The sequence below is a fragment of the Limosilactobacillus reuteri genome (assembly GCF_034259105.1).
Lineage (GTDB): Bacteria > Bacillota > Bacilli > Lactobacillales > Lactobacillaceae > Limosilactobacillus > Limosilactobacillus reuteri_G.
The window spans coordinates 517,937-543,365 of record NZ_CP139478.1; the positions used below are offsets into that span (position 1 = coordinate 517,937).

At 36.8% G+C, this 25,429-nt stretch carries 29 protein-coding genes, 2 tRNA genes and 1 pseudogene; 15 read left to right on the forward strand and 17 right to left on the reverse strand.

All coding sequences use genetic code 11. The features are described from left to right. Positions 1–25 precede the first annotated feature (25 nt). The gene (locus SH603_RS03395; RefSeq protein ID WP_321534083.1) at positions 26–991 is read left to right on the forward strand and encodes an IS30 family transposase; all 966 of its coding nucleotides are present in this window, start codon (positions 26–28) and stop codon (positions 989–991) included. Here SH603_RS03395 and SH603_RS03400 read toward each other — a convergent pair. Both SH603_RS03400 and SH603_RS03405 read right to left on the reverse strand, forming a co-directional pair. Beyond that, a complete protein-coding gene (locus SH603_RS03400) occupies positions 988–1,236 on the reverse strand; it encodes a hypothetical protein (protein WP_169472707.1) in 249 nt (82 codons plus the stop codon). The genes SH603_RS03395 and SH603_RS03400 overlap by 4 nt on opposite strands. A gap of 283 nt (positions 1,237–1,519) precedes the next feature. After that, positions 1,520–2,359 (reverse strand): DNA-binding domain-containing protein, encoded by an 840-nt coding sequence (locus SH603_RS03405; RefSeq protein WP_169471632.1) that lies wholly within the window; start codon positions 2,357–2,359, stop codon positions 1,520–1,522. 253 nt (positions 2,360–2,612) lie between these two features. Here SH603_RS03405 and argF point away from each other — a divergent pair, with 253 nt between their 5' ends. Together argF and arcC are read left to right on the forward strand one after the other, a co-directional pair. After that, entirely contained in the window at positions 2,613–3,620 is a 1,008-nt protein-coding gene (gene argF, locus SH603_RS03410; protein WP_003670402.1) for an ornithine carbamoyltransferase, read from the forward strand. A 16-nt stretch (positions 3,621–3,636) separates the two neighbouring features. Further along, positions 3,637–4,569, forward strand: a complete 933-nt coding sequence (gene arcC / locus SH603_RS03415; RefSeq protein WP_169472706.1) for a carbamate kinase — start codon at positions 3,637–3,639, stop codon at positions 4,567–4,569. Between the two features lie 56 nt (positions 4,570–4,625). Here arcC and SH603_RS03420 read toward each other — a convergent pair whose 3' ends face one another. Both SH603_RS03420 and SH603_RS03425 read right to left on the reverse strand, forming a co-directional pair. Continuing rightward, the gene (locus SH603_RS03420) at positions 4,626–5,528 is read right to left on the reverse strand and encodes a DMT family transporter (RefSeq protein ID WP_169471634.1); all 903 of its coding nucleotides are present in this window, start codon (positions 5,526–5,528) and stop codon (positions 4,626–4,628) included. Positions 5,529–5,611: 83 nt separating this feature from the next. Beyond that, positions 5,612–6,193 (reverse strand): matrixin family metalloprotease, encoded by a 582-nt coding sequence (locus SH603_RS03425; protein WP_169472705.1) that lies wholly within the window; start codon positions 6,191–6,193, stop codon positions 5,612–5,614. A 266-nt stretch (positions 6,194–6,459) separates the two neighbouring features. Between SH603_RS03425 and SH603_RS03430 the strand changes: the two genes are divergently transcribed. From SH603_RS03430 to SH603_RS03465, 8 genes are all read left to right on the forward strand, one after another. Then, a complete protein-coding gene (locus SH603_RS03430) occupies positions 6,460–6,837 on the forward strand; it encodes a cupredoxin domain-containing protein (RefSeq protein ID WP_113896707.1) in 378 nt (125 codons plus the stop codon). Next, positions 6,837–7,124 carry a cupredoxin domain-containing protein gene (locus SH603_RS03435; RefSeq protein ID WP_169472703.1) on the forward strand — a complete coding sequence of 96 codons (288 nt, stop codon included), beginning with the start codon at positions 6,837–6,839 and terminating at the stop codon, positions 7,122–7,124. The genes SH603_RS03430 and SH603_RS03435 overlap by 1 nt, the downstream gene beginning before the upstream one ends. Continuing rightward, positions 7,124–9,061, forward strand: coding sequence for a copper-translocating P-type ATPase (locus tag SH603_RS03440; protein WP_169472702.1), 1,938 nt, complete (start codon positions 7,124–7,126; stop codon positions 9,059–9,061). The genes SH603_RS03435 and SH603_RS03440 overlap by 1 nt, the downstream gene beginning before the upstream one ends. A 118-nt stretch (positions 9,062–9,179) precedes the next feature. After that, complete coding sequence (locus SH603_RS03445) at positions 9,180–9,656, forward strand: DUF7679 family protein (RefSeq protein WP_169471638.1); 477 nt, start codon at positions 9,180–9,182, stop codon at positions 9,654–9,656. 64 nt (positions 9,657–9,720) lie between these two features. Continuing rightward, positions 9,721–9,793 (forward strand) — tRNA-Gln (locus SH603_RS03450). 91 nt (positions 9,794–9,884) lie between these two features. Then, the gene (locus SH603_RS03455; RefSeq protein ID WP_321534084.1) at positions 9,885–10,214 is read left to right on the forward strand and encodes a hypothetical protein; all 330 of its coding nucleotides are present in this window, start codon (positions 9,885–9,887) and stop codon (positions 10,212–10,214) included. Positions 10,215–10,299: 85 nt separating this feature from the next. After that, on the forward strand, positions 10,300–10,692 hold the full coding sequence (locus SH603_RS03460) for a cation:proton antiporter (protein ID WP_225436738.1): 393 nt from the start codon (positions 10,300–10,302) through the stop codon (positions 10,690–10,692). A gap of 62 nt (positions 10,693–10,754) precedes the next feature. After that, positions 10,755–10,827, forward strand: a tRNA-Glu gene (locus tag SH603_RS03465). 803 nt (positions 10,828–11,630) lie between these two features. On the opposite strand, the gene SH603_RS03470 is transcribed toward SH603_RS03465, so the two are convergent. Further along, positions 11,631–11,810, reverse strand: coding sequence for a hypothetical protein (locus SH603_RS03470; protein ID WP_086142238.1), 180 nt, complete (start codon positions 11,808–11,810; stop codon positions 11,631–11,633). Positions 11,811–12,293: 483 nt separating this feature from the next. Here SH603_RS03470 and SH603_RS03480 point away from each other — a divergent pair. Next, positions 12,294–15,117: pseudogene (locus tag SH603_RS03480) on the forward strand (class I SAM-dependent DNA methyltransferase). A 539-nt stretch (positions 15,118–15,656) separates the two neighbouring features. Here SH603_RS03480 and SH603_RS03485 read toward each other — a convergent pair. The 12 genes from SH603_RS03485 to SH603_RS03540 all read right to left on the reverse strand — a co-directional run bounded on the left by SH603_RS03485 (position 15,657) and on the right by SH603_RS03540 (position 21,440). Further along, positions 15,657–16,022, reverse strand: coding sequence for a hypothetical protein (locus SH603_RS03485; RefSeq protein ID WP_321534086.1), 366 nt, complete (start codon positions 16,020–16,022; stop codon positions 15,657–15,659). A gap of 624 nt (positions 16,023–16,646) precedes the next feature. Next, complete coding sequence (locus tag SH603_RS03490; protein ID WP_321534087.1) at positions 16,647–17,048, reverse strand: hypothetical protein; 402 nt, start codon at positions 17,046–17,048, stop codon at positions 16,647–16,649. Positions 17,049–17,086: 38 nt separating this feature from the next. Further along, a complete protein-coding gene (locus tag SH603_RS03495; RefSeq protein WP_321534088.1) occupies positions 17,087–17,470 on the reverse strand; it encodes a hypothetical protein in 384 nt (127 codons plus the stop codon). 20 nt (positions 17,471–17,490) lie between these two features. Beyond that, positions 17,491–18,483, reverse strand: coding sequence for a hypothetical protein (locus SH603_RS03500; RefSeq protein ID WP_321534089.1), 993 nt, complete (start codon positions 18,481–18,483; stop codon positions 17,491–17,493). Then, positions 18,483–18,953, reverse strand: coding sequence for a hypothetical protein (locus SH603_RS03505; RefSeq protein WP_321534090.1), 471 nt, complete (start codon positions 18,951–18,953; stop codon positions 18,483–18,485). The genes SH603_RS03500 and SH603_RS03505 overlap by 1 nt, the downstream gene beginning before the upstream one ends. Beyond that, positions 18,944–19,153: a hypothetical protein gene (locus tag SH603_RS03510; RefSeq protein ID WP_321534091.1), complete on the reverse strand. Its 210-nt coding sequence runs from the start codon at positions 19,151–19,153 to the stop codon at positions 18,944–18,946. Before SH603_RS03510 ends, SH603_RS03505 begins: the two co-directional genes overlap by 10 nt. 167 nt (positions 19,154–19,320) lie before the next feature. Next, positions 19,321–19,632, reverse strand: coding sequence for a hypothetical protein (locus SH603_RS03515; protein ID WP_321534092.1), 312 nt, complete (start codon positions 19,630–19,632; stop codon positions 19,321–19,323). Between the two features lie 13 nt (positions 19,633–19,645). Then, a complete protein-coding gene (locus SH603_RS03520; RefSeq protein WP_321534093.1) occupies positions 19,646–19,783 on the reverse strand; it encodes a hypothetical protein in 138 nt (45 codons plus the stop codon). A gap of 44 nt (positions 19,784–19,827) precedes the next feature. Next, positions 19,828–20,103, reverse strand: coding sequence for a helix-turn-helix domain-containing protein (locus tag SH603_RS03525; protein WP_321534094.1), 276 nt, complete (start codon positions 20,101–20,103; stop codon positions 19,828–19,830). Between the two features lie 17 nt (positions 20,104–20,120). Then, positions 20,121–20,741 (reverse strand): Rha family transcriptional regulator, encoded by a 621-nt coding sequence (locus SH603_RS03530; RefSeq protein WP_321534095.1) that lies wholly within the window; start codon positions 20,739–20,741, stop codon positions 20,121–20,123. Positions 20,742–20,812: 71 nt separating this feature from the next. Further along, entirely contained in the window at positions 20,813–21,067 is a 255-nt protein-coding gene (locus SH603_RS03535) for an antA/AntB antirepressor family protein (protein WP_321534224.1), read from the reverse strand. Between the two features lie 133 nt (positions 21,068–21,200). Further along, entirely contained in the window at positions 21,201–21,440 is a 240-nt protein-coding gene (locus tag SH603_RS03540; protein ID WP_321534096.1) for a helix-turn-helix transcriptional regulator, read from the reverse strand. Between the two features lie 149 nt (positions 21,441–21,589). On the opposite strand from SH603_RS03540, the gene SH603_RS03545 reads away from it, so the two are divergent. From SH603_RS03545 to SH603_RS03555, 3 genes are all read left to right on the forward strand, one after another. Continuing rightward, positions 21,590–22,195 (forward strand): helix-turn-helix transcriptional regulator, encoded by a 606-nt coding sequence (locus SH603_RS03545; protein ID WP_321534097.1) that lies wholly within the window; start codon positions 21,590–21,592, stop codon positions 22,193–22,195. 805 nt (positions 22,196–23,000) lie between these two features. Further along, a complete protein-coding gene (locus SH603_RS03550; protein ID WP_321534098.1) occupies positions 23,001–24,089 on the forward strand; it encodes a tyrosine-type recombinase/integrase in 1,089 nt (362 codons plus the stop codon). A 220-nt stretch (positions 24,090–24,309) separates the two neighbouring features. Then, a complete protein-coding gene (locus tag SH603_RS03555) occupies positions 24,310–25,170 on the forward strand; it encodes a hypothetical protein (RefSeq protein ID WP_321534099.1) in 861 nt (286 codons plus the stop codon). Positions 25,171–25,429: the final 259 nt, after the last annotated feature.

The window sequence follows — 25,429 nt, forward strand, 5'->3', positions numbered from 1 at the left end:
CTAAATAAAAGAAAGGAAACCACAAATGACTTACACCCATCTTACCACAAACGAGCTGACAATCATCGCCCATTCTTTCGCGCAAAAGCTTAAAGCGTACCGAGTGGCCCAAATGATTAACCGTTGTGCCGAAACCGTTTATCGCGTTTATCGTTACCTGGAAACCGGTGCCTCAATTGCCGATTATCAAGATCACTATATGCGCAATAAGCAACGTTGTGGCCGAAAACGTACTCAGTTGTCACTGGCTGAACTCACTTATATCAACGACAAAATTGCCCAGGGGTGGACGCCTGATACCATTATTGGGCGCGCTGAGCGCCCAATTAGTTGTAACCTGCGAACTCTTTACCGGATGTTTGAACGTAGCCAGTTCGGCTTCGATGTCCGTTCCTTGCCGATGCGAGGTAAGCGGCACCCGAATGGCTATGTCGAGCGCCGCGGGAAGGCTGGCCAATTGGGGCAAAGTATTCACGAGCGTGCCAAGGACTTTCCGCACTATGCCACTGAATTTGGGCACCTTGAAGCTGATACCGTCCAAGGCAAAAAGCACCAAGGGGCGGTAATGACCCTGACCGAACGCCAATCGAAGGTCGAAATTGTACTCAATGTGCACGAAAAGACGGCTGATGCGATTAACCAACACTTAAGTCAGTGGCTTCGGAAATTCCCGCGGCACTTCTTCAAATCGATTACCTTTGACAACGGAAAAGAATTCGCCGGCTGGCGCGAGATTGCCAATCAATTTGACCTTCACACTTACTTTGCCGAGGTTGGTGCTCCCAATCAACGAGGGCTGAACGAAAACAACAACGGTCTTTTACGCCGGGATGGCTTAACGAAACAGCTAGATTTCCGCAATCTTCCTGATGAATTGGTAACCCAACTGATGAGTAAGCGAAATAACCTGCCCCGTAAATCACTAGGCTATCGAACTCCATATGAAGTATTCATGTCTTACGTCACTGATGAGCAACTATTTTCTTTCTAACTTAAATTGACATTTCGGGTATCTAAATTATCGGTATCATCTTTAAGATAGGCATTAATTATGATTGAAGCCATTACATGTTTAGGAACAGAAAGTATTTTAATATCCATGTATTTAGGGTTTTCGACGGGAATATCTTCAAAAGTGAGAATAATATTCTTACCATTAACACTAATTATTGTTTTCCCGCCCTTCCCAACTGTGTAGTCAAGTTCGTTAGGGGTACAATTTTTATATGCAATCATAATGGTTATCCCTTCTTATTATTAATATTATTGTTAGTATAACATAATTTAAGTTATAATCGATGGTTGTAAATTGTGAAGAGAAGAATGGCAAGATTGTTGCGCAACAAAAGCTATGGCTATGATCTCCATCCGCCTCATCTTGGCTACAGCGACCAAGATCCGCAAGATTGACTTTATGGAACAACGATTGCAATTGATCGATTAATTTTAAAAGAACTTAGATAATGTAAATAACGGAAAAAACAACCGTCTTAAGGTCATTTTCTCCGTTATTTTACTGTTAATTTATTTCTTGAATCAATCCATTAAAGAAGTGTTTTAGTGACACTTGCCCACCATTAGTACGCTCTCCTTTGAGAAATGAAATTTCATTGTGGATATTTTTATATTCATATAAGTTATTCGCATATTCCAAAATAATGTCGTTTTCTGGATAATCCATACACATATGTGCAAGATTATTAAGACCAGTTTTTATATCGCGTCGAATCCGTTGGAAAATTATTTTTTTACCATGTTCATCACATTGGAAAAATTCTTCAAAATTAACCTCATCAAAACTAATTTCCCGTTCAATCATCGTATTAATAAGTTTGTTAATTGCAGGAGCGCCATTTCCAGCTGTAATACCGAGAAAACGTAAGATGGACTGAGCATTTTCTTTTTTCTTGTTTTTCCCGCTAATCGTAACTGTATTATTATTCGTCGCAGCACCACTTACAAGGTCCAAAACTTGAAGAAGACGGTTAGACATATTAATGTTTTGCGCTGCTAGTTTAATAACTGACTTAACTTCTGCAATGTTTAGTGGCTTTTCAATAAAAAAATCAATCCCATGTTGATATGCACTTGTTTTGACAGAAGGCAGAATTGCTTGAGCAGTCATAATGAAGTGTGGATAATGATGACTGTCCTGAATTTTTTGAATAAGTTGAACTCCATCCATTGCTGGCATTGCATAATCAATAAACATGATGTCAATGCCTAGGCGCATTGCATCATCATAGGCCTGTTGCGGGTTAGAAGTTGTTCCGACGACAGTATTGTTGAAATCATTTTCAATAATATTGGATAATAAATGAATAATTTTACTATCATTATCTAAAATATAAAAATTCATGTATTTTCACCGATTTCTTGATGTTATTTGAAGTATTTTGAAACACTATTTAATTTTACTCTTTGTGAAGATAATAGACAATAGAGTTGCTGTTTTACAAATGTGTAACTGTTTCCGCTTACATCATTGTGAATAAAGAGATTGTTGCAAAAAAACGCTGAATTTTTTTCTGTTATTTATGGAGTCTTTTTGAAGCATTATGAAACTTTAGCCTATTATAGTACTTGTATTAAGACCTTAGGAGGAAATAAAAATGGCTTTTAATTTACGTAATCGTAGTTTCTTAACTCTTGCAGATTTTAACACTCGCGAAATGGAATACATGCTTGATCTTGCTGAAGATTTAAAGAAGGCAAAATATGCTGGTTATGAAGGCAAGAATCTTGAAGGTAAGAACATTGCTTTAATTTTTGAAAAGAGTTCTACTCGTACTCGTTGTTCTTTTGAAGTTGGTGCTAAGGATGAAGGTGCTCATGTAACTTACCTTGGCCCATCAGGTTCACACATCGGTCACAAGGAATCTGTTAAGGATACTGCACGAGTTCTTGGTGGAATGTTTGATGGTATCGAATACCGTGGATTCTCACAACGCAATGTTGAAATTTTAGCTAAGTACTCTGGTGTACCAGTTTGGAATGGTTTAACTGACGAAGACCACCCAACACAAGTACTTGCTGACTTCTTAACCGCTCACGAAGTATTGAAGAAGCCTTACAAGGACATCAAGTTTGCCTTTGTAGGTGACGGTCAAGACAATGTTTCAAATGCATTAATGCTTGGTGCCGCTGTAATGGGGATGGAATACCACGTTGTTACTCCTAAGGAATTGGAACCAACTAAGGAAACTCTAGATAAGGCTAATGAAATTGCTGCCAAGACTGGTGCTAAGATTGTTGTTACTAATGACATCAAAGAAGGTGTCAAAGGTATGGACGTAATCTATGCTGATGTTTGGGTATCAATGGGTGAATCTGATGATATGTGGGAAAAGCGGATCAACCTTCTTAAGCCTTACCAAGTAACAATGGATGTTATGAAGGCTACTGAAAACCCTAATGTTCTCTTTGAACACTGTCTTCCTGCATTCCACAACCTCGACACTGAAGTTGGTAAGGAAATTGAAAAGAAGTTTGGCTTAAAGGAAATGGAAGTTACTGACGAAGTATTTGAAAGTGAACATTCAGTTGTCTTCCGTGAAGCCGAAAACCGGATGCACACTATCAAGGCTGTAATGGTTGCAACTTTGGGTGAACAAAACTAATTAGGAGGCATTTGCCATGGCTAAAGTAGTCGTTGCTTTAGGGGGAAATGCATTAGGCAAATCACCTGAAGAACAATTAAAGTTAGTAAAGAATACTGCTTCCTCATTAATTGGGCTAATTGCTGCAGGAAATCAAGTAGTTATTAGTCACGGTAATGGTCCACAAGTGGGTGCCATTAATTTAGGGATGAATTTTGCTGCTGAACACGGTAAAACTGCTGCTTTTCCTTTCCCAGAATGTGGTGCAATGAGTCAAGGTTATATTGGCTACCATTTGCAACAAAGTTTAGAAAATGAATTACACCGTTGTTGGATGAATAAGAGTGTGGCAACGATTGTAACGCAAATTGCGGTTGACCCTAATGATCCTGCTTTTAAAAATCCATCAAAGCCAGTTGGTGACTTCTATACTAAAGAACAAGCTGATGAAATTGCCAAAGAAAAGGGCTACACTTTTAAAGAAGATGCGGGACGTGGATACCGTCAAGTTGTTCCTTCTCCACTACCGATGAAGATTATGGAACTTGATAGCATCAAAACATTGATTGACGCTGACAAGCTTGTTATTGCCGGTGGTGGTGGTGGTGTACCTGTAATCATCACTGATAAAGGACTTGAAGGAGTTCCAGCGGTTATTGATAAGGACCGTTCCAGTGCCTTGCTAGCCGACAAGATCGATGCCGATAAGTTGATTATTTTAACTGCCGTTGATCATGTTTATGTTAACTATGGAAAGCCAGATGAAAAAGCCCTTAAGACGTTAAACGTTGCAGAAGCTCAGAAATACATGAAGGAAGGACAGTTTGCTGCTGGTAGTATGCTACCTAAGATTGAAGCATGTCTTTCATTTGTTGAAGGTCATCCAGAACGAGAAGCATTAATTACTTCATTAGATGGTCTTGATGATGCTCTTGCCGGTAAAGTCGGGACAGTTATTCGTGATAACTAAAAAGAAGATAGTTAGGAAAATAAAATCCTGACCACCTTCTTTTTTTTAGTTACTCTTTAATTTTTCTGTGGAATACGAATATTAATCGCAAGTACTGCAACGATAACTAAAATCGATCCAAGAATGTCTGCTCCCGTCATTTGTAAATGAAAAATCAGGACTGAACCAATTGTTGCTGATAAAGGTTCAAATGCATCCATTAAACTAAATGTAGTTGCATCGATATATTTTAATGAATTATTAGCTAATTGGAAGGGAATTAAGGTCCCAATTACTAGAATGCCTAACACATATAACCAAACTGAGGGAACGTTAGGAATATGTGGTTGACTAGGGTGAATAAGCATTAAGGTTAATCCCGCAAATAATAGCCCCCACCCCGTAATAATTAATGAGGGAACTCGACCTTCGCGAAGCATGTTTTGTGGAATTAAGGTATTTGTTGCAACACCAATTGCAGAAATTAATCCCCATATTAGAACACTAAGCGTCATTGCTAAATGGTTAAATTGACCATGAGTTGCGATAATAAAAACACCTAAAAAGGCGATAATTGCACTAATAATTTCAATTCGTCGCGGTGGCAGGTGTCGAAACACAGCTTGATAAGCAATGATAAAAAAGGGCCCGATAAATTGAAGGATGGTTGCGATCGAAGCATTCCCATATTGGACAGCCATAAAATAAGCATATTGAACCGGAACTAACCCAAAAACACCATATGCAAAGATAATCCATGCAGCGTGAAGGTCCTTAAAAATTTGAAAGGGATGCTCCCCACGAATTTGGCTTAATAAGACTAAAATAATTCCAGCTGAAACCATTCGAACCTGCGTTAACCACATCGATGTAATCGAACTACTAACATTAAAAAGGGCCTTCGCAAAAAGCCCTGAAATACCCCAAAAGGTACAGGCAGTAATAATCATCGCCGTACCTAAAACTTTTTTATTTGACATAAAAATACTCTTTCCAATTAGATTTGCTATTTTATTTTACCATACCAATTCTATGAAAAGTGAGCTCGACCTTTTAATTATGACTATCTGTTGGAATTATCTTCAGCGATGATTGGTTGTGGAGTTCGTGAATATAAAGCCTTTACAGCCTGTATATCTCGTGATTGAATGGGATAATATGATCCAGCTGGCTGCATCACAGAAATCTTGTTCGTGTGCTGTAGACCAATTGCATGCCCTAATTCATGCTCAGCAGTATTTACGATTCGTTCTTGTGAGTAGCCAAAGGCAGGATTTAATAGGTAATAAGAATTTAGCTCTACTGTTGCGTGCAGATAATATCCAGTTGCGGAATTCATGCTTGTATTGGTAAGCCCCGCTGCCCCGTTATTTGGATCATTAACAGCGGAAATGCTAATATTTGCATTCTTATTATTAACGATTTTAAATGTGAATGCTTTCGTGTTATTCCATTGGGCAATTGCGGTTTCTGTTGCATTCTTTAATACTGGATTACTGATATTAATATAGATCGTTGCAGAGTTTTGTTCCCAGCGTGCATCAGCAGGTGTATCTTGAGTCCCGGTTTGCTGGTCAGCGTTTTGTTTAGTTGGAGTTGCAACTTCTTTACCAGTTATTCGGTGTAACCACGATTGAGTAAGCACTTGTGCATTATGAATGCCAATATTAAATTGTTCTTGAAAGGTAGAATTATTTTGATAAAACCAAATGATTCCGCCAAAGAGTAATAAATAAAATAAGGTTAATAAGAAATTAGACTTCTTAATCAGTCACACCCCCCAGTATTCAAATTCTAATTAAAAAAGAGTAAAACGTCCATTATTTAATATTTTTTCTTTATTGTTGACAATTGTAAACTTTAATAGTATGCTGTACCTATAATATGATTACAGTTGTAAACTAAAAGAGGGTGGAAATATTGAGAATTGCCGCTATAGTTATTGCACTGATTTTAATTGCATTTATTATTTGGTGGTTCTTTGGAAAACATACAGAGTCAGCGGGAAAATCAACTATTGTTAATGATGAACAAACTGCAACAATTGTGGTTAATGGTGGTTATTCTCCATCAACTGTTATCTTGAAAAAGGGAATTCCGGCTCAAGTTAACTTTGATATGCATGACTCGACGGCTTGTTTATCCCATGTGGTGTTTGAACAGCTAGGAGTTAATAAGGATTTAACAAAGCAAAAGATTACGACGATTAATATTCCAACAGATAAAGCACAGACTTTTAACTTTGCTTGTGGGATGGATATGTTTCATGGAAAGGTGATTGTTAAATAATGAGTATTTTTTCAAAAGATCAAACTAAAAAAGTTGTTGTTAATGCAGAAAATCATGGTTACAAACCAGAAACGGTTACTTTTAAACAAGGAAAGCCAGCGCAATTAAAATTTATCCCCTCTGATAACATGGGATGCATGAATGAAGTCGTATTTAAGGAACTTGGGATTGATGAGAAGTTAGACGGTAAAAAAGAAGTTACTATTGATATTCCAACTGATAAGCCGGGAACTTATAACTACGCTTGTGGAATGGATATGTTTCATGAAAAGGTTGTTGTAAAGTAATGAAGCTTACAAACATTCAGCGATTTTGGATTTCATTTGTATTATCAATCCCGATGTTAATACAAATGTTTGCGATGCCTTTTCACTGGATGATGCCTGCCTATAATTGGATAGCATTAATTACTACCACTATTATTATGGCAATTTCAGCATTTCCATATTGGAAAAGTGCGATCGTTGCATTTAAAAAACATAGTGCAAATATGAATACTCTGGTCGCCACAGGAACAGCTGTCGCTTATTTTTATAGTATTTTTGCAATGATAACTGATAGGGCGGTTTACTTTGAAAGTGCTGCTTTTGTTACTGTCTTTGTTTTACTGGGGGATGCGATGGAAGAGAAGATGCATAACAATGCTTCCAATGCTCTTGGTAAGTTGATGGGCCTTCAAGCAAAAGATGCTGAAGTCTTAAAAGATGGTAAATTTGTCAAAGTACCACTCGATCAAGTCCAAGTTGGTGACCTTATTCGGGTCAAGCCTGGTGAAAAGGTACCCGTAGATGGAACGATTCTAGAAGGGGTAACTTCCTTGGATGAGTCGATGGTTACTGGTGAAAGTATGCCAGTAATGAAAAAAGTTGGCGATACTGTTGTTGGTTCAACAATTAATAATAATGGGACGATTACTTTTAAAGCCACAAAGGTTGGATCCGATACGATGCTCGCCCAAATTGTTGACCTAGTAAAAAAAGCGCAAACCAGTCATGCTCCTATTCAGAACTTAACGGATAAAATTTCAAATATTTTTGTTCCGGCAGTAATGATAATTGCCATTCTAACCTTTATGATTTGGTATTCCTTTGTTGGTGCAACATTTGTTCAAGCATTATTATTTGCTGTTTCAGTAATTGTGATTGCTTGTCCGTGTGCATTAGGTTTAGCAACCCCAACGGCATTAATGGTTGGAACTGCAAGAAGTGCCAAGATGGGTGTTCTTATTAAGAATGGTGAAGTTCTTCAAGAAGTAAGCAATATTGATACTGTTGTGTTCGATAAAACGGGGACAATTACGGTCGGCAAACCAGTTGTAACCGATATTGTTGGCGATGCAAAAAAAGTATTAACAATAGCTGCTAGTCTTGAGGAATCATCTGAGCACCCGTTAGCATCAGCGATCCTTCAAAAAGCGAAAGATAAAGAGATCTCACCAGTAAAGGTAGAGAAATTTGAAGCAATTGAAGGTAAGGGTGTACGCGCAAATTACAATGGTCAAGTAGCATTTGTTGGTAGCAGTCGGCTTCTGGTTGATGTAAATATTTCCCGGGAAATGGCATCACGTGCTGCAAAGTTACAGAATGAAGCTAAAACAGTTGTTTATGTGGGCCTTGATGGGGAAATAATCGGCTTAGTTGCTATTCAAGATGTTCCGAAGCCGAGTTCAAAAGATGCAATTAAGGAGCTAAAAGCGCATGGATTAATGACCGTGATGTTAACTGGTGATAATAAGCGAGTAGCTCAAGCAATCGCTGATGAAGTTGGTATCGATAAGGTGATCGCTGAAGTAATGCCGAATGACAAAGCTCAACAAATCAAGGAACTTCAGGACAAGGGTAAAAAAGTCGCCTTTGTTGGTGATGGAATTAATGATGCCCCTGCGTTATCGACAGCTGATGTTGGAATTGCGATGGGATCCGGAACTGATATTGCAATTGACTCTGGTGGAATTGTCCTCGTTCAAAATGATTTACGAGGAGTTGTGCGGGCACTTGATATTTCTAAGAAGACCTTTAACCGGATTAAATTAAATCTCTTCTGGGCGCTCATTTATAATGTCATTGGTATTCCAATTGCTGCAGGGCTATTTGCATTTATGGGCTTTACTCTTAGTCCTGAACTTGCCGGCTTGGCAATGGCCTTTAGTTCTGTTTCTGTTGTTAGTTCTTCTTTGCTATTAAATAAAACTAAGATTGCAGGAGAGAATGTTGTTCAAGCGTAAATCGGATAGTAAGGAGTTAAGGAATATAATTCTTAGCTTCTTTTTTTTGTTATATTTTGCACAAAGTAAAAGGATTTTGCGGTAAAATATTAATAAAAGTAATGGAGGAGTATTTAAAATGGCAACAGCATTTTTGGTTCACACTCAAATAAGCTGGGGAAAAACATGTGATTATTTAATTGCTAATGATGTTGAGCCGGGGTTAATGCATCGTTATGAGACACGAGAAGATTGGCAAGAGGTGATTCTTGATGCATTAATAAATGTTCCCTTAGCGCCATACTTGCCAAGTGGTCAGCCCATTCCGCCAATTGGAACGGCAAAAGTAATAGGGGTAGAAGCAGTTGATCCGGCACAGGTTAAAAAAACTATGCAACGGACACGAAGCCAATTTATAATGGCAACTATCTGGAAAAAACAGTCAGCTTTAAAAAACTATAATTTCTTACATCATGATTATGACAAGTGGACGCAAAAACAAATTTGGGCCGATGTTGATTATTGGTGTAACTCTAAAAAACATCCGGTTATCGATTTGATTACAAAATGGCGTTGTGCCCGTCAACACCAACAATTACGTGCTGAAGAGAAATGATAAAAAAGAGTTGACTATTAAGCAACTTCCATGTATAGTATATATCGTTGTAAGTTTATTTTATTGGGCATTCGCCAAACTGGTAAGGCAGTGGACTCTGAATCCATAATTTACTGGTTCGAGACCAGTATGCCCAACTTCTGACAAAAGGCCTGCTAGCTAATCTAGCAGGTCTTTTGTTGATAAGAAAGTTATTTGTTATAATTACAGTCAAGTGAGGGGACGAATATGGCTAGTAATTCTGATTCAATTTATTATGTTTTAACAAAACTAAAGCATCATCCAGAGTTAATCAAAAGCATTAGGCCACGTTTTACTAATACGGTTCTGATTCTTTTTGATGACTCCTTAAAGATAGCCGATGCTTCATTTTATTTTCCTGTTGATCGTTTTATGGTCAATCGTTTGTCAAATGATTTTGTGGCAAAGAATGGCGACCTTCTTGATAGTTATTTTTCAATGACCAATGGAACGAAGAAAAATTACCATGATGTTTGGGCGACGAGCTGTCTTATTCCAGAAAAGAAAGTATATTTATTAGAATTATCATTTGAATAACGCGATTTAAGCTGCGACAAAAGGTGTCACAGCTTATTTGCTATAAAGGGAGAGTTTTGTAGTACTGGTTGCAACGATTGTTTTAATGGTAGCGGCAGTTTTAAGTAGTATTATTTCCAGCTTCTTTCCGCACTTCTCAATTAATTATATTAGTATTTTCGTCGGCTTAATTATTGGCTTAGTTCCTTTTTTGAATGGTCGGATTCCTCCCTTCCACACAGAAATATTTATGTATATAGTAGCTCCACTGATTTATTTTGAGGGGCAATCAACGAGAATTAATCTGATTGGAAAAAGATTACGACAAATCCTTGAAACGGCTGTTCTTTTAGTAATTGTCGGAACGGTATTTGCGGGTTTTAGTGTATCGCTTTTGGGAATTCCGCTAGCCCTGGCATTTCTGATGGGCGCTTTAAGTACACCAACTGATACTACTGCAACTGAGTCAATTTTACTTGACACTGAAAATGAATATTAAATTAATTTGATTTTAAGTTGACGAAAAATTAAAATTAACGTATACTTTTATTTGTACGTTATTGCCCGCTGGTCAAATTGGTTAAGACGTCGCCCTCTCAAGGCGGAGTTACGGGTTCGATCCCCGTGCGGGTGATTTTTTTATTTTAAATTAATCTAATATAGCGTCTAAATCATTGATAAATCAGCATTCTTGATTTTAGGTTTACACTATAAAACGTTATTTTTAATCAATTCTGCGGAAAAGTTGCGGAAAAATAATTCAACTTGTCAGCATGGTGGACTACTAATCTAGTAGTCTTTTTATTTTTGCTGTCAGAATTTTTTAGAATTAAACATCCCCAACAATATTTTTTGTCTAAAACGGGGATGATTTAATTATTCTAGTTAATGTAATTGCTTATATATCAACAGCCAATTAAAATAGCCCCCCCTACCTAAAAAGTTTCAAAACAGCCCTCGCAAATAAAAATACGGAAATGTGTGCGCTCTTTTTTGTTCAAAGATAGGGGCGGGGGTGTTTCTCTTTAGGGTGTATTAATTGTCCGGACACAAAAAGATAACTGCTAAACTAGTGGTTCCCTTAGTTATCTAATTCTTGTTGTCGCTCTTTAACACAGCCTAGTAGCACATCAAGGTTTTCTTTGGCTGCATCCTTTCATCTGCTTTGTACGCATACTTTTTAAGGGGATACACACTAATTTTACATACAAGATAATATGCTAAAATACCTATGGGGCGCGAAAAGTAAAGTTGTTAATTTTTCAACAATACCAAGAGTAGCTTGTGAGGGCTACTCTTTTTTAATACCATCAATCTCAACGGGACTAAGTATTTTTTAATACTTACATTTACTAACATTCAGTATATCCAAAGTGATAATATTAGATTATTGAGTGGCACAAAATAAAAGGGCGGTCTAGTTATCTAGGTCGTCCTTTAGTTAGTTAACTTGGCTTTTTGCTCTTGTGCTAGTGATATTAATTTGTCTAGGTCGTCTTTATCTGCATAGTGTTTAATAAACGTTTTAGCATTTGAGCGATATTGATATAGTTTGTTTTTCTCTGGGTGTCGTTTCTTGTATCGTCTTGTAGCTCGCATTTGTGCTTGTGTAACCATGAAAACCATCCCCTTAAATTGCAAATAGTGTAATATAGCGTCTTATAGTGTAAAGTTATAACTTGTATAGTTATATACACACGTTATAATTGTTTATGTAAAAAGGCGCTAGGCTGGGTAAGAACCTAACGCCCGACATTTTCTTGCTAGACAGGTTTACTTTAAAGCATTAGTAGTTAGTAGCTATTAATGCTTTTTTAGTAGGCTGATTGCAATAACAACTACAAATACAAACATTTTATTCATACCCTTTGAGGGGTAAATAAAATCATATGATATAATGAATGTGTTTTAAAATCTTTGTACAAGGGGCGCTCTCACAGCAGAGCGTCTTTTTGTTATAATACTGCTAGTTAAACTGCTCCGCTCGTTGCTGATGATAAAGACAACGGGCTTTTTTAGTATGTATTATAAATATATCCTTTAAATCATTATTTGCAGGCGAGATAATAAAATCATCACTTCAGAAAGGATTTTGTATGTATGGCAACTAGACAACAAAATGCTCGTGAGTTTGTTAAAACTTGGTCATCTTCTAACAAGGGACGTGAAGATGCGGATCGGCAAACTTTTTGGAACGATTTATTACAGCGAGTATATGGAATTAATGATTATTATAACTACATTACGTATGAGAAAGACGTTCAAGTAAAAGCAGGTGGCAAGGTCACTACTAGGCGAATAGATGGCTATATTCCATCAACTAAAGTCATGATCGAAATGAAAGGTAAAAAGATTAAAGACCTTACCAAACCACTGAAACAATCTGGGGGGGGGGAGTGGCGACCTCACGCCATTTGAGCAAGCCAAGCGCTATGCTAATTTCTTACCCAACAGTGAGCAACCTCGTTGGATATTAGTTTCTAATTTCAACGAGATTGATATTCATGATATGGAAAAGCCGTTGGCGACACCGACAGTAATAAAACTTAGTGATTTACCGCAAAAAGTAAAATTACTAGAATTTATTGTTAATGCCAGTCAGCAAAAGGTAATTGACGAAAAGAAACTCTCAGTTGATGCCGGTAACCTAGTGGCAAAAATATACCATGAATTAACTAACGCCTATGCGGAAGGACGGGGCGTTGACGTTAATAGTCCAGAAATCCAGCGAAGTTTAAACATGTTAATCGTCCGTTTGGTTTTTTTGCTTTATGCAGATGATAGCAACCTGTTTGGTAAAGATAATATTTTTCAAGCTTTTATTGAGCGAAGAGAACCCCGTGATATACGCCGAGACCTGTCAGCTTTGTTTAAGGTGCTAGATCAACCAGAGAGTGAACGTGATCCATACCTTGACGATGAATTTAACCAATTTGCCTATGTGAATGGTGGGATGTTCTCCGATGAAAATGTAATCATCCCCCAGTTTACTGATGAATTAAAAAGGTTGATTGTTGAAGAAGCGGGTGCAGGGTTCGATTGGTCGGGAATCAGCCCCACAATATTTGGTTCAGTATTTGAAAGTACGTTAAACCCTGAAACAAGACGCTCTGGGGGGATGCACTATACCAGTATCGAAAACATTCATAAAGTGATAGATCCATTGTTTCTAAATGATTTACATGATGAATTTGATAAAATCCAGAATATGGGAAATAACAATCAACGAGTAATTAAAGCTCGTGAATTTAGGGTAAAACTAGGTAAACTAAAATTTTTCGATCCAGCTTGTGGCTCTGGTAATTTTCTCACTGAAACTTATTTGTCATTGAGAAAGATGGAAAATGAATGTTTACGGATTATTACTGGTGATCAAGGAACGTTAGCAATTACAGACGATAGCGATCCAAAAGTTAAAATCCAGAATTTCTACGGAATTGAAATCAATGATTTTGCTGTTTCAGTTGCCAGAACAGCAATGTGGATTGCCGAAAGTCAAATGTGGGAACAAACGAAAGATATTACATTTGCCAATAAAGACTTCTTACCGCTAGATAGCAATGACTCAATCTATGAGGGTAATGCCCTACGTATGAATTGGGAAGATATAGTGAAACCATATGAATTGGACTATATTATGGGGAATCCACCGTTTGTAGGTGCAAGAATGAAAAATAAAGGCCAAAAGCAAGACCTGCAAGAAATTGAGGTAACTTTAAAGGGCGTTGGTAATATTGATTACGTTGCAGGATGGTATTTTAAAGCAGCACAATATATACAAGACACAACCATTCAGGTCGCATTTGTTTCTACAAACTCAATAACTCAAGGGGAACAAGTATCAATTATCTGGGAAACACTTCTACAAAAATACAAAGTGGCTATTAATTTTGCATATAAAACTTTCGTCTGGAATAACGAGGCGAAAAATAAAGCGCATGTTCATGTAGTAATTATTGGATTTGGTCAACGTAAGATCAAAGAGAACGTTATTTATGATAGAAATAAGATACAAAGAGCTAATAATATTAATCCGTATCTTGTTGATGCCAGTAACATTTTAATATCCAAAAGAACTACACCTTTGGATATCAATCACCCAATAATGGGCATTGGGAACAAACCAGTTGATGGTGGTAATTATCTTTTTGAAGAAGCTGAAAAGAATGATTTTGTAAAAAACGAGCCTTCTTCAAAAGAATATTTTAAAAAATTTTGGGGAGCACGTGAATTTATTAACAGAAAACCAAGATATTGCTTGTGGTTAGGGGATGCAAAACCAAGCCAATTAAGGAAAATGCCTTCTGTAATGAAAGTTATTGAAAGTGTTAAAGATTTTAGGCTGTCAAGTAAAAGCGCAGGAACCAGGAAACTTGCTGATCATCCAACACGTTTTCACGTTGAAAATATGCCAAAAGGTAATTTTCTTGTTGTTCCACGAGTTAGCTCACAACGAAGAAAGTATATTCCAATAGGATTTATGAGCAATAGTAATATAGCATCTGACGCATTATTAATAGTTCCTAACACTGACCTATATGAATTTGGCCTACTAAATTCACTAGTTCATATGGACTGGATCAAAACTGTGTGTGGTAGATTGAAAAGTGATTACAGATATTCAGCGGGTGTTGTCTATAATAACTTTCCTTGGCCTAACGTTAATGATAAGCAAAAGAAAAAGATTTCAAAAACAGCACAAGCAATCCTTGATGCTCGAAATCTTTATCCGGATAGTTCATTAGCAGATTTGTATGACCCGTTAACAATGCCAATTGAATTGCGAAAAGCGCATGAAGCTAATGATAAAGCCGTATTGAAAGTGTACGGGTTAAAGCAATCTGCTAGTGAATCAGAAATTGTGCAACATCTTTTCAAAATGTATGAAGAATTAACAAGAAAGGACAAACGGAATCATGAATAAAAAATAATTGTTGGAATTTATCGTGAAAAAAAGTTAATGTGCGTTCCCAAAGTATCAATAAACTAACCCCCGTTGAAAGAGAACGGGGGCTTTTTAGTATGTCCTATTTTGATAACAAAAGAGGGGCTTTTATTGCTCTTTCTTGCTTCTTGTTTTGACGTTAAATGTGATTATATCAACGATTACAGCTAATCACTCATAAGTAATAACAATTAACTACGAATTAGCTAACGAGTGTAGTTTTGTAAGTTTCTAGTGTCTGCGCTTAATAACCAGTAAAGCAATGATAATTACTGCGATTACTGCCAATAACTCATAAATCCAGTAGGTGCTATCAAAGAATAAAATCATGTTACCAACTCCAATTTAGTTTAATTAGTGCTTTAACTACGAATCAATAAAAAAGGTTAGGTTTTGTTAACGTTCTTATAACTACAAACATCCCCACCAATGTACAATATTGGGCAATAAAAACATATTAGCTTGCTGTTATATCAGCGTTTAAGAGGCTTTAATAAATTGGACACCCTATGGAACATTTATTGTTTAACAATTCCAATGTTTTTGTATGCAGTCGTTACCTTGTTACCGTAATAACCAACATAAAAGCGGTGGTGCTTTTGATAAACAAAGCCTAACAATTCCATGTTGTGCTTAAATTGGCGATTGCTTAGCGGTGTTAAGTCCTGCTGATAGCAATAATCTAAGTAGTGATTATAGATAGTCTTACTAGTGCTGTATAAGCGTCGATCCTTTTGGATGTTATCAGAGAATACAAAACTAACAACTGTTGGGTCTGCTTTGTCTTTATTTCTAACTCTGAAATGATAATCTTTCTTGCTGTCAGTCATCCACTGGGCTAGGGTGTGTCTACTTGTAACATATCTACCACGATACCAACTCATTTAGAATCAACTCCATTTTTCTATATGCTCTATTTTTCGTTTTAAAGCCGTCTGAGCCGCTTTAGCTTGTAAAGGATAAATTGTATTTAAAACTAATTATCGCTTTTAAAACTGCCCTTAAATTAAAAATAAACACTATTCTAAATCTGATTAGTATATTTATTGCTATGATCCTACGAGTGATATTTTGGCGGTCAGATTTTAGGCTGCCAATTTTTGATAGCTGAATTTTAAGTCACCAAATTTAGATAGTATTCTCGTGTACTGTAAGGCGTTTTAAGAAGCTTTAACTGAAAGATGATGATTTACCCTAAAAAGTAGTTAACGATAAATAGCAACGGTCACGATGTAGCTCTCTGGAAAATAAACGGGTGTTGACGCATAACCTCTCTGCTAATCCAATATCTTTCGCTTTTCCGTGCAATTGATAATGAGAAATTACAGTTGAGCTATTGATATATCAGTATTTGGGCTAGTAAAGCATTGCACGCTTTTTGTTTCCTTTTCCTCCGAGTAAATGACAATATCCCCTCTATATCGCTGTATTAACGGCAAAGAGGGGATGTTATTTTTCGTAGGTCATACTTTTTTAAGGAGGCCGATAAGGCTAAAAATGCTTATTAATTAATGCCATTCGTTATGGTCTAGGCTGTTCACTTTATCCAATAGACTTTGAGCGTTTTCTTTCTGCTCCTGTGTTGTAGTAGGGTCATTTAGTATTGTAGTAGCTGTCACTTTTACAGCGTAACAGTCCATGAGTACTTGATTACCTTGTACCTTGAAATGTTCATCTGGAATATGAGCCACAAGAGGATTTTCAGCCTTAAAACGTTCAATTGGATTGTTCCCAGCTACTTCTACTAAGCCCTCGTTAATTGCTCGTTGAGTGGGATTGCCTAGCTCATCAATCATCCCCTCATTAACTAGCATTTTATAGAGTTTGTCCTTGTTAGGATGCAAGCCAATAGAAAGAAAATGACTGTAGGCTTGCTCAACTAACGGCGGGTATTTGATATTAAAATTCATTGTTTATCTGTCCTTTCTTTTTAAGGGTGTCCAATCTGTCAAAACCGCTTCAAATATTTATTGACTAATTTATCTTTTACTTCGCTTTCCTCACTATTGCTTCTTAGATAATCGCTTCTAATGGTCTTTAATTGCTTATGAAGCGAACTAGAAAGTTTCTTGGCTTTTATTAGCTTTCGATTGTATTTAATTATTAATTGCCTGTTTTGCTTGATTAGGGTAGGCGTTTGATGTTTGAAAATACCTAGACCATCAACAAAATACAAGTGGGTAAATGGTATCTTGATTAAGCTATTGTTTAATTGCTTTTCGTTGGCTTGGATTATGTTGTCTAATCGTTTAATATCACTCATCAATTTAGTATAGGTTTCATATCCAGCGCTAAAGTTAGAAAGGTTTCTCTCAAATTCTGTTAGGTTCATGAATGCATCATCTCTGTGTCTTAATCATTACTAGAAGATTGTTCCAATGTTTGCTTGGTGTATTCGGGTAGGTGCTGTATTAATAGCTTGGCTAATGATTGTTTATCTTGATATTGTGGCATTTGATTAGCAACGTTCATAATGTTATCAACTCCTAATTGGATGTCCTCAATTTCATAGCCGTTATGGATTAACATATCAAAAACATCAGCGAGCCTTTTATTGTCTTTGGGGATGTCAGTAGGTGATATACCGTTTAAGTAGTTGAATAGACTGTTAATGTTATCTTGGTTGTTGTTAGTATCTAATTGATTATTAACTCTATTATCTACTCCACCTTTTTCTCCACTGTTGCCTTTATTCTCTGTAGTAGCATTATTATATATAGAGGAAGTAGAAGTGCTGTTGTCTTTATCTATATTTATCTTTTCTTTTTTTGTCTGGTCTGGTCTATTCTGTTCTAGTCTACTCTTATCTACTCTATTCTTATCTAATCTATTCTGTGCAAGAACTTTCTTGGAAGTTTCCTCGACACTTCTTGGAACTTTCTTAGAAGTTTCTTGGAACTGCTCTAAGTATTGCTGTGCTTGGATTTCTGGAGGGGTCTTTTTATCTCGTCCTTGTTTTACCCAATAATCAACAGGGGAAATGATGTCTTTTTCATCTGGGTTAGTGGTGTAAGCAAAATTTGTTTTAATAAAAAGCAAAGCTCTAACAGAAAGATACTCAGTCGCTTTATAGATTTTGGGTTCAATTTTATTTTGGGCGTACCAATCAGTAATAACATAGACACCATTTTTAGTTGGTTCTAGTATCAAGTTATTTTTGAGCAACTCGTCATAGTTGCTCTGGTCTGCATTAGTTAGAAAGTTAATCATTTTGACGCTACCGACAAAGCCATCATCATCAGCGTTTAGGACTAGATAGAAATACAATAATTTACTTACTGGGTGCATATCTACAAAGCGATCATCCTCAGCTATTTTTCTACTAATCATTCTTCTTTCTGCCATTACTTACATACCTCCATATCCTTATAGCTTAATTGACCATCAACAAATAACTTTGTTAATCTAATGAGCCGTTTAAGTGTATTTTCATCGTTGCTCGTTACTTGTTCGATACGATCAATAATCTTTTCACGTTCCCGCTCTTTCTTTTTGTTGTGTGATAAATAGTCATGATTGTTAATTGACTTCATAATGAAATAAAGGCGAGTGGTGTTTTTATCATCGTTGTTCGTTAGCAAGGACAACTTAGAATATAAGTCACCATTGAAGCCATCTAAGTAAACTAAAAAGGTGTGAACTTGCTTAATATCATCCCCAACGAACTTACTAATACGGGTGGCGAGTTCCGTTGGTTCTTTGCTGTTCTCGGTGTCTTTAAGATATGAATACCACGATAGCAGGGCGAGGTAAGTAGTTTTCATGTCCCAACGTTCACGGTGTCCGTCTGGTGCGGTAAGAGTAACTAGTTGCATTCTGTATCACTGTCCTTTTCAATAATGCTTGATGAGTCAATAATCTTTTGAAGCTGTTGAGCGGTCTTAATAAAACGGCTGTCGTCTACCACTTTTGCTTGATTAACTAACTCACTAGTAAAATTGCCTTTAATTACTACGAGCGCCTTATTTCCCTTGTGGTCATCCGCCAAAATAAATTTATAATTATCGTTATTCATTGTCTTATTCCTCCATTTGTTGGGGATGTTTCCCCGCTTTCATGTGTTGTTATGTTAGAATAAGCAAGCAACGGGGGTTATTCCCGTTGTGCTTACTGTGAAGCCTGTTAGCGCTGTTTGGTGTGGTAATTATCCAGCGTTGACGGCTTTTTTATTTTGTCGAAACATTATTCTTCACTTTCTAATTCTGCATTGCTGATTATTTCTGCTCTTTTGCTCATCATCGTTATTTGTGAGGTAAGCGGTGCTAAGGCTTGTTGGCGCTCATCATTATTGGTAATGATGTAATAGCCGTTTGGGCGGTTGTACTGCGCTCCAATTGGTACATGGTGAAGCACGATTAAGCGATAGATAATTCCACGCACTTCACGTTCTTTTAACCCCGACAGCTTAACTAATTCTTTAAGCGGTTTAGGTTGCGCAATCCCTTTAGGTAATAGCTGTAAAATCTTCTTTTCCTCTTGGTCTAGTTGTTCCATTAGCTTCATTCCTTTACTTGATTAACTGAGCGATTAAATTCATTGCTACAAGTACAACGGGCAAGGTAGCAAGGTAAGCCCATAGCCGTTCGCTTGGTGCTGTGTCCCAGTAGCTTAATATGTGTTTATCAATCGTTGATAATAACTTCATGATGTTTAATTCCTCCAATATCCACGCTGGCAAGCTGATATTATTTATTTTTCGTGCTGGATTAAAAACTCGTCTAAGGCTTCTCGTCTGAAACGACTTACGCCATCGATCTGGATAGCGGGGATGTCGTACTTCTTAATCCATGAATTAAAGACACCCCGTGATACGCCACAATAGGCGCTAGCTTCTCCCTTGTTTAGATAAGGCGGGAAGCTGTTTTTGTTTTGCACATCTTTAATAGCTTCACTGAGTGCCTCCCCAATCATTGCTTTGGTTGCTTCTTGTAAATCATTTGGCAACTGCACTTGTAAACTTTCCATGTAATTAACTCCAATCATTAAGCCAATAGCAAAACGCCTTTTACTTCGTCCCATGTCTTATTGAGGCCAACAAGGCCAATAGCGATATTCTCTAGTTGCTTATATCGTTCTTGTTCTTTGAGCGTTAGACCATCTAACGCAACTTTGACGTGTCTTTGTTTCTTAATTTGCTGTGCTGTTAGACCGGTAGCACGCTTCAATAAAAGACGGGTCATATTGATATAAATGTAATCAGGAGCTTGTGGCCATTCTTTTATTGCATCCGTTAATGATTTACGCTGTGGCTTTTCAATAGCTCGGTTAATCTGTCGTTGATTAAGCTCTTTTCTCATACGGTAAAACTCATGAACAAGGTTTTTCTTGAATTGATTAACCTCTGGTGTGTTATCTAGGTAGGTAATTAAGAGCGTTGCTTGTTGTTCGTTTAGGTGGTAGGTCTTTTGTGGTCGTCCCCCTTTTGAGCCTTTAAGAGGTTTAGTCATTTCAAATGACAAAACTCCAAAGTCTTCTAAGTCCTCTTTGTGGTTATAGATAATCACTTTTACAGAATGAAGATTATTATTACTACATTCAGCAATGATTTTATCTGTGGTATATGGTTCTTCATTTAGACCGTGCATGAAAACTAAATTGTTCATTCAATCCATCCCCTTACTTGTACTGTGTTTTTGAGAGTTCTTTTATTGATGTGGATAATTTATCGAATTAATTAGTTGATGCCTGTTTTCTTCGATCGTGAACTAGCTCTGTGAGAAATAAGGGCATTCTGTAATACTTGTTTCCGCCTTTCTTTTTGTTTTTCCGTAAGGCGTACTTTCTTGCCTAGTTCTGTATGGCTCATCATGCAAAGCTGTTTGGCCATATCTAGTGTGACGGCGTAGTCATCAACTTGGCGAAGTGCGCCATTACCACCGTTTGGAACGGTCGTACCTCCGGGTACACTCGTAAAGTCTTCACCTTCAATAAAATCTTTGAAATTCTGATTAACCCATGCACTGAACCGTCTCTGTCTGACGGTCGTAAGAAATAATCGTTTCTCGTTCTTCACGTGGTGCTGTTGCCATTTGCTTAGTAATTTCTGTCATTGCTTGTCACCTCTATTTGTCTTGTGTTGCTACTGCTTGGCTATCTTTCAAGTCTTGCGTTGCGTACTCGTCAATGAGCCAATCGCTCAACTTCTTATAAGTTGCTGGCGTTACCTTACGATGGTTACGCTTGAAGATGTTGTCTAGCGTCCATCGACTTAAACCGAGTTCACGTCCAAGCGCTACGGTGGATAAATTAAGTTCTCCACGTTTGCGTTTGATAGCTGTTACTTGTTTTTCTGATAAATACATTTATTTCATCCTTTCTCTCCAAAATGTACGGTTGATAGTCAAAAATAAAAGCGTCCAATTTGTTCGCTTATAATTAAAATACACCGTACATATTGTAGTGTCAAGTGTAAAGTAGTATTATAATTGTTGAAAACTAGGGAGGTGATTAAGTGGGCAATAAAGAGGTTTTGTCTAATCAAAATCGTATTAAGCAGTTGAGATTAGAACAACATAAAACTCAAAAAGAGGTTGGGGAAGCAGTAGGGCTTTCTGATAGAGCGATAGCTCACTACGAGAAAGGAATACGTGAGCCTAAATTAGAAACATGGATAAAATTAGCTGATTTCTTTGATGTGCCTGTTTCTTATATACAGGGTGTCAGCAATAACAAAAATACTTACGAATTTAAAAATGCAGTTCAACTAAAAAACGCCCTTGAAAAAGGGATGAATATTAAATCAGGAAAAAACTTAAAAATCGGCGAATTAACCATTGAAAGTATCGAAAATAAAAAAGAAGCTGATCAAAATTTTGTCAAAAATGATTTGCCCGTTGTGTTATCTAGTGCGGATTTAAAAATGTTAGTAAGCGCCTATGCGTCCATAAAAGACAAGCCAACTTATCAAAACAGCGTTGAGGAACTTAATACTTTTTTAGTTTGCCTTGTCCTTTTTATTACGGGTGGCATAAATGAACAGCAACTTCAACAAACATTACTAGATTTTATCAACGCTTTTAAAGCGGATGAACAGGGTAATAAATTAGATGAAGATTAGTGTTCCTACATCCAAGTGCAATTGACATTAAAAGCTACTAGGATAGACACTATGAGAAACTTTATTATTACTATATTCGATACCATCTCAAATATTGTTATAGAAATACTGTGTAACGTGCTTCCTTAGCTGATTAGATAGCTGAATATAGTTTATGTATCCACTAGATTGATTTAGAAACATCCCCCGCCCCCGTGAGAACCAAAATGAGCGCATCACATAGAACAATGCACTTGTTTGAAAATCCGAGTTATTTTAGGCTAACGGGTAGGGGGGATGGTGTTTCAAAGTGAGTTAATCCCACTTCAAAGTTGGTCAATCAAATTGACCGAGTTCGCCCCGTTACTGGGGATGTTAAAAGCGTTAAAAATTAAACGCAATTCATAACATCTCTAATAGTTGTTGAAGCTAATATATAGCGATTTAATGTTAGGTTTTGTAAGGTTCTATCCTGCAAAACCAATATACACACTAATAGCGCCACTGCTATATTTCCCCAGTTTTGGGGACATCTGCTAAGAATTGAGCCTATGTTCGATTGGTCGAAAACTCGGCTGATTGCATCCGTCCAAAATTGGACACATCTTACTCACCTCAATTTTGGGGTAAGTACATCTGCGCATAATTGCGCACATCTTTACTCAGCGCAAAATTACGCTCAGCAAAATTGCGGAGTGGATATCACTCAGCCGAAAAGTCGGCTCAGTTCATCCCCCCTTTTGACAGTGCAAAATTGCGCCACGAAAACTCAAATACATACCTCCAATATTCCATGCTGGCAAGCTGTGCGAAATGAGGTAATTTTATGAGTTATGCAAAGAAAGCAAAAAAGGGCTATTACGGAATAGCAGAGTTTAAGGACAAGGACGGAAAACGTCACCAAAAATCAGCAGGCTTTTTCAAGCTGAAACGTGAAGCATTACAAGCAGGGGATGAGTTAGAACGTGAATTAAACAAGGCTAACTTAGATTTAAGAGATGTAACCTTATTTGATTACTTTAAGCGGTGGTTTGACCTATATAAGAGTAGCAAAGCTCAAAGTGCAAGCGCTCAAAACCAATACCGCATAATGAAAAAGTTTATTAACGAGTATTTCGCTGATACGAAACTACGAGAAATTAAGCGCTCAGACTATCAAGAGTTTATTAATTGGTACGGTAGCAATCACGCTTATAAATCAGTTAGTAAGTTAAATGGTGCTATTAGGTCATGCGTTGGCTATGCAATTGATGATGATATTATCAATAAGGACTTTACGCATAATGTTAATATCACATATAATAAAACTTTGGAGAGAAAAGTTGATTACCTAACAACTAGTGAGCTTCAAACGCTAAAAAAGAATGTAATATCTAAGCTAGAAAGGTATAATACAAGCCGTTACATGATACTCACGGCAATTTATACTGGAATGCGTAAGAGTGAAATACAGGCGCTTACGTGGAATGATATTGACTTTCTACATTCGACAATTAGCATTTCTAAGTCGTGGGATGAAAAAGAAAAAGCTTTTAAATCCACTAAAACAGAATCAAGCAAGCGAGTTGTGAAGGTAAATCGACAATTGCTCAAAAGATTAGAAGACTTAAAAGCTAATAATAGTATTATGGTCTTTCAAAACGTATTAGGAACAATCCCTACAAGTAACGCATTGAATAAGTGTTTACACTCTATTATGAATGATAGTAACATCAATAAGCAAGGTTTTCACTTTCATTCGTTACGCCACGTTCATGTAGCCTTTTTGCTGAGTAAAGGCGTTGATATATACGCTATTAGTAAACGGCTAGGACATTCAAATATTACCGTAACCTTAAATACTTATTCTTATTTGATTGATGAGTACAAGGCTAAAAATGACACCTTAATCATTGATAAATTGGCGGAATTATAAGAGTTGCGGAAAAATGGCGGAAAAACAGAGTGCAGACGCTGATACATCAAGGGGTTAGTATCCTCGTGCGGGTGAATATGATTGAGTCTGTTACTCATTTAGTAACAGACTTTTTTATTTATATTACAAATTTAGTAAAAGCGTTAAGAAAAGGTTTAATTGATGCTATGATGGATTTGTGTAAATAGAAAAAGAATAGGATGGATTTGGTGAGTTAATTATGCGAGTAATGAATTTAATGATAGTATTAGCAGTTATTGCGATTATTATTTTAGCTGCTCAATATTTTTCTCAGTTACGGAAAAACCGCAACGGTAATAATTTCGTAAGTGGGGGCCGTGTCTTTTTTAACTGGACATTGGTCGCTGTCTTGGTAATTTGTGTTGGGGGAATAGTTTTTGGTAGCATTCATTCACATCGCCAAGAAGCAAAGCCAGCTCAAACTGATAAGACCGAAAATGTTGAATATGCTACTTCCGACAGTGATAATTTGGGAAAGGTCTCAGTTCAGTTTGATCGGAAAGTTACTTTAAATAATAATGGAGAAGCAAAAGTTAAGTTTAAGGTTTCTCCACAAACTACTTTGACAATCCGGGGACATAAGAGTAAAGAGATTGTTAAGACGTTTAAAGCAAGTAAGGGCGAATCATTAGTTAACCATACTTATACATTTGATGTAGCTGGCACTTATGATATTATTGCAGAACGCGGTGATCAAAAGGTAACCAAGCAGTTAAAAGTTAAGGACAATGATAATACCCAAGAAAGTTCATCAAGTAGCAGTTCAGTAAGTTCTAGTTCTTCTTCAGTCGCTTCCTCAGCAAGTAGTAGTACAGTTTCCTCGTCTTCAAGCTCGACTACTTCAACGGTGCAAAGTAACAGCGAAAGTTCAAGCAGCACGACAGCAGCTTCATCGAATAATGGAGGAAGCTCAAGAAACTACAATACTTCTCGTCCACGATATAGTGGCAATGGCGGTGGAAATAGGACTTCTAATAATAGTACGCCGACTGCTCCTGCACAAGAACCAAGTACTCCTGCCTATAGTCAAGAAAACGATGGCGATAGTCCGCAATATTAATTTCTATTTATAATCAAATATCTAATGATAAAAGAATGAACTATTTTTAAAAGAACAAAAGATAATTTTTCATATGAAAAATTATTCTTTTGTTCTTTTTTTATTATCATTAACGGCAGAAATTGTTGATATATCAAGGATGAAAAGCGAAAAATATTAAAAATATAGTCCTAAATAATTTATCAGTATTGTAATAAGAATGAAGTATATTATACTCAATACTGAATAATAGTTATCGAATTATAAAAGTCTTTAAGGG

Bases quoted from the DNA above. Each gene is read 5' to 3' on its own strand.
- SH603_RS03525 (WP_321534094.1), bottom strand. From the start codon at position 20,103: ATGGAAAGTTTACAAGTGCAGTTGCCAAATGATTTACAAGAAGCAACC.
- SH603_RS03500 (WP_321534089.1), bottom strand. From the start codon at position 18,483: ATGGCAGAAAGAAGAATGATTAGTAGAAAAATAGCTGAGGATGATCGC.
- SH603_RS03405 (WP_169471632.1), bottom strand. From the start codon at position 2,359: ATGAATTTTTATATTTTAGATAATGATAGTAAAATTATTCATTTATTA.
- SH603_RS03445 (WP_169471638.1), top strand. From the start codon at position 9,180: ATGGCAACAGCATTTTTGGTTCACACTCAAATAAGCTGGGGAAAAACA.
- arcC (WP_169472706.1), top strand. From the start codon at position 3,637: ATGGCTAAAGTAGTCGTTGCTTTAGGGGGAAATGCATTAGGCAAATCA.
- SH603_RS03555 (WP_321534099.1), top strand. From the start codon at position 24,310: ATGCGAGTAATGAATTTAATGATAGTATTAGCAGTTATTGCGATTATT.
- SH603_RS03435 (WP_169472703.1), top strand. From the start codon at position 6,837: ATGAGTATTTTTTCAAAAGATCAAACTAAAAAAGTTGTTGTTAATGCA.
- SH603_RS03530 (WP_321534095.1), bottom strand. From the start codon at position 20,741: ATGAACAATTTAGTTTTCATGCACGGTCTAAATGAAGAACCATATACC.
- SH603_RS03490 (WP_321534087.1), bottom strand. From the start codon at position 17,048: ATGAATTTTAATATCAAATACCCGCCGTTAGTTGAGCAAGCCTACAGT.
- SH603_RS03420 (WP_169471634.1), bottom strand. From the start codon at position 5,528: ATGTCAAATAAAAAAGTTTTAGGTACGGCGATGATTATTACTGCCTGT.
- SH603_RS03510 (WP_321534091.1), bottom strand. From the start codon at position 19,153: ATGAATAACGATAATTATAAATTTATTTTGGCGGATGACCACAAGGGA.
- SH603_RS03460 (WP_225436738.1), top strand. From the start codon at position 10,300: ATGGTAGCGGCAGTTTTAAGTAGTATTATTTCCAGCTTCTTTCCGCAC.
- SH603_RS03400 (WP_169472707.1), bottom strand. From the start codon at position 1,236: ATGATTGCATATAAAAATTGTACCCCTAACGAACTTGACTACACAGTT.
- SH603_RS03455 (WP_321534084.1), top strand. From the start codon at position 9,885: ATGGCTAGTAATTCTGATTCAATTTATTATGTTTTAACAAAACTAAAG.
- SH603_RS03495 (WP_321534088.1), bottom strand. From the start codon at position 17,470: ATGAACCTAACAGAATTTGAGAGAAACCTTTCTAACTTTAGCGCTGGA.
- SH603_RS03395 (WP_321534083.1), top strand. From the start codon at position 26: ATGACTTACACCCATCTTACCACAAACGAGCTGACAATCATCGCCCAT.
- SH603_RS03470 (WP_086142238.1), bottom strand. From the start codon at position 11,810: ATGGTTACACAAGCACAAATGCGAGCTACAAGACGATACAAGAAACGA.
- SH603_RS03505 (WP_321534090.1), bottom strand. From the start codon at position 18,953: ATGCAACTAGTTACTCTTACCGCACCAGACGGACACCGTGAACGTTGG.
- SH603_RS03540 (WP_321534096.1), bottom strand. From the start codon at position 21,440: ATGTATTTATCAGAAAAACAAGTAACAGCTATCAAACGCAAACGTGGA.
- argF (WP_003670402.1), top strand. From the start codon at position 2,613: ATGGCTTTTAATTTACGTAATCGTAGTTTCTTAACTCTTGCAGATTTT.
- SH603_RS03550 (WP_321534098.1), top strand. From the start codon at position 23,001: ATGAGTTATGCAAAGAAAGCAAAAAAGGGCTATTACGGAATAGCAGAG.
- SH603_RS03485 (WP_321534086.1), bottom strand. From the start codon at position 16,022: ATGAGTTGGTATCGTGGTAGATATGTTACAAGTAGACACACCCTAGCC.
- SH603_RS03515 (WP_321534092.1), bottom strand. From the start codon at position 19,632: ATGGAACAACTAGACCAAGAGGAAAAGAAGATTTTACAGCTATTACCT.
- SH603_RS03520 (WP_321534093.1), bottom strand. From the start codon at position 19,783: ATGAAGTTATTATCAACGATTGATAAACACATATTAAGCTACTGGGAC.
- SH603_RS03440 (WP_169472702.1), top strand. From the start codon at position 7,124: ATGAAGCTTACAAACATTCAGCGATTTTGGATTTCATTTGTATTATCA.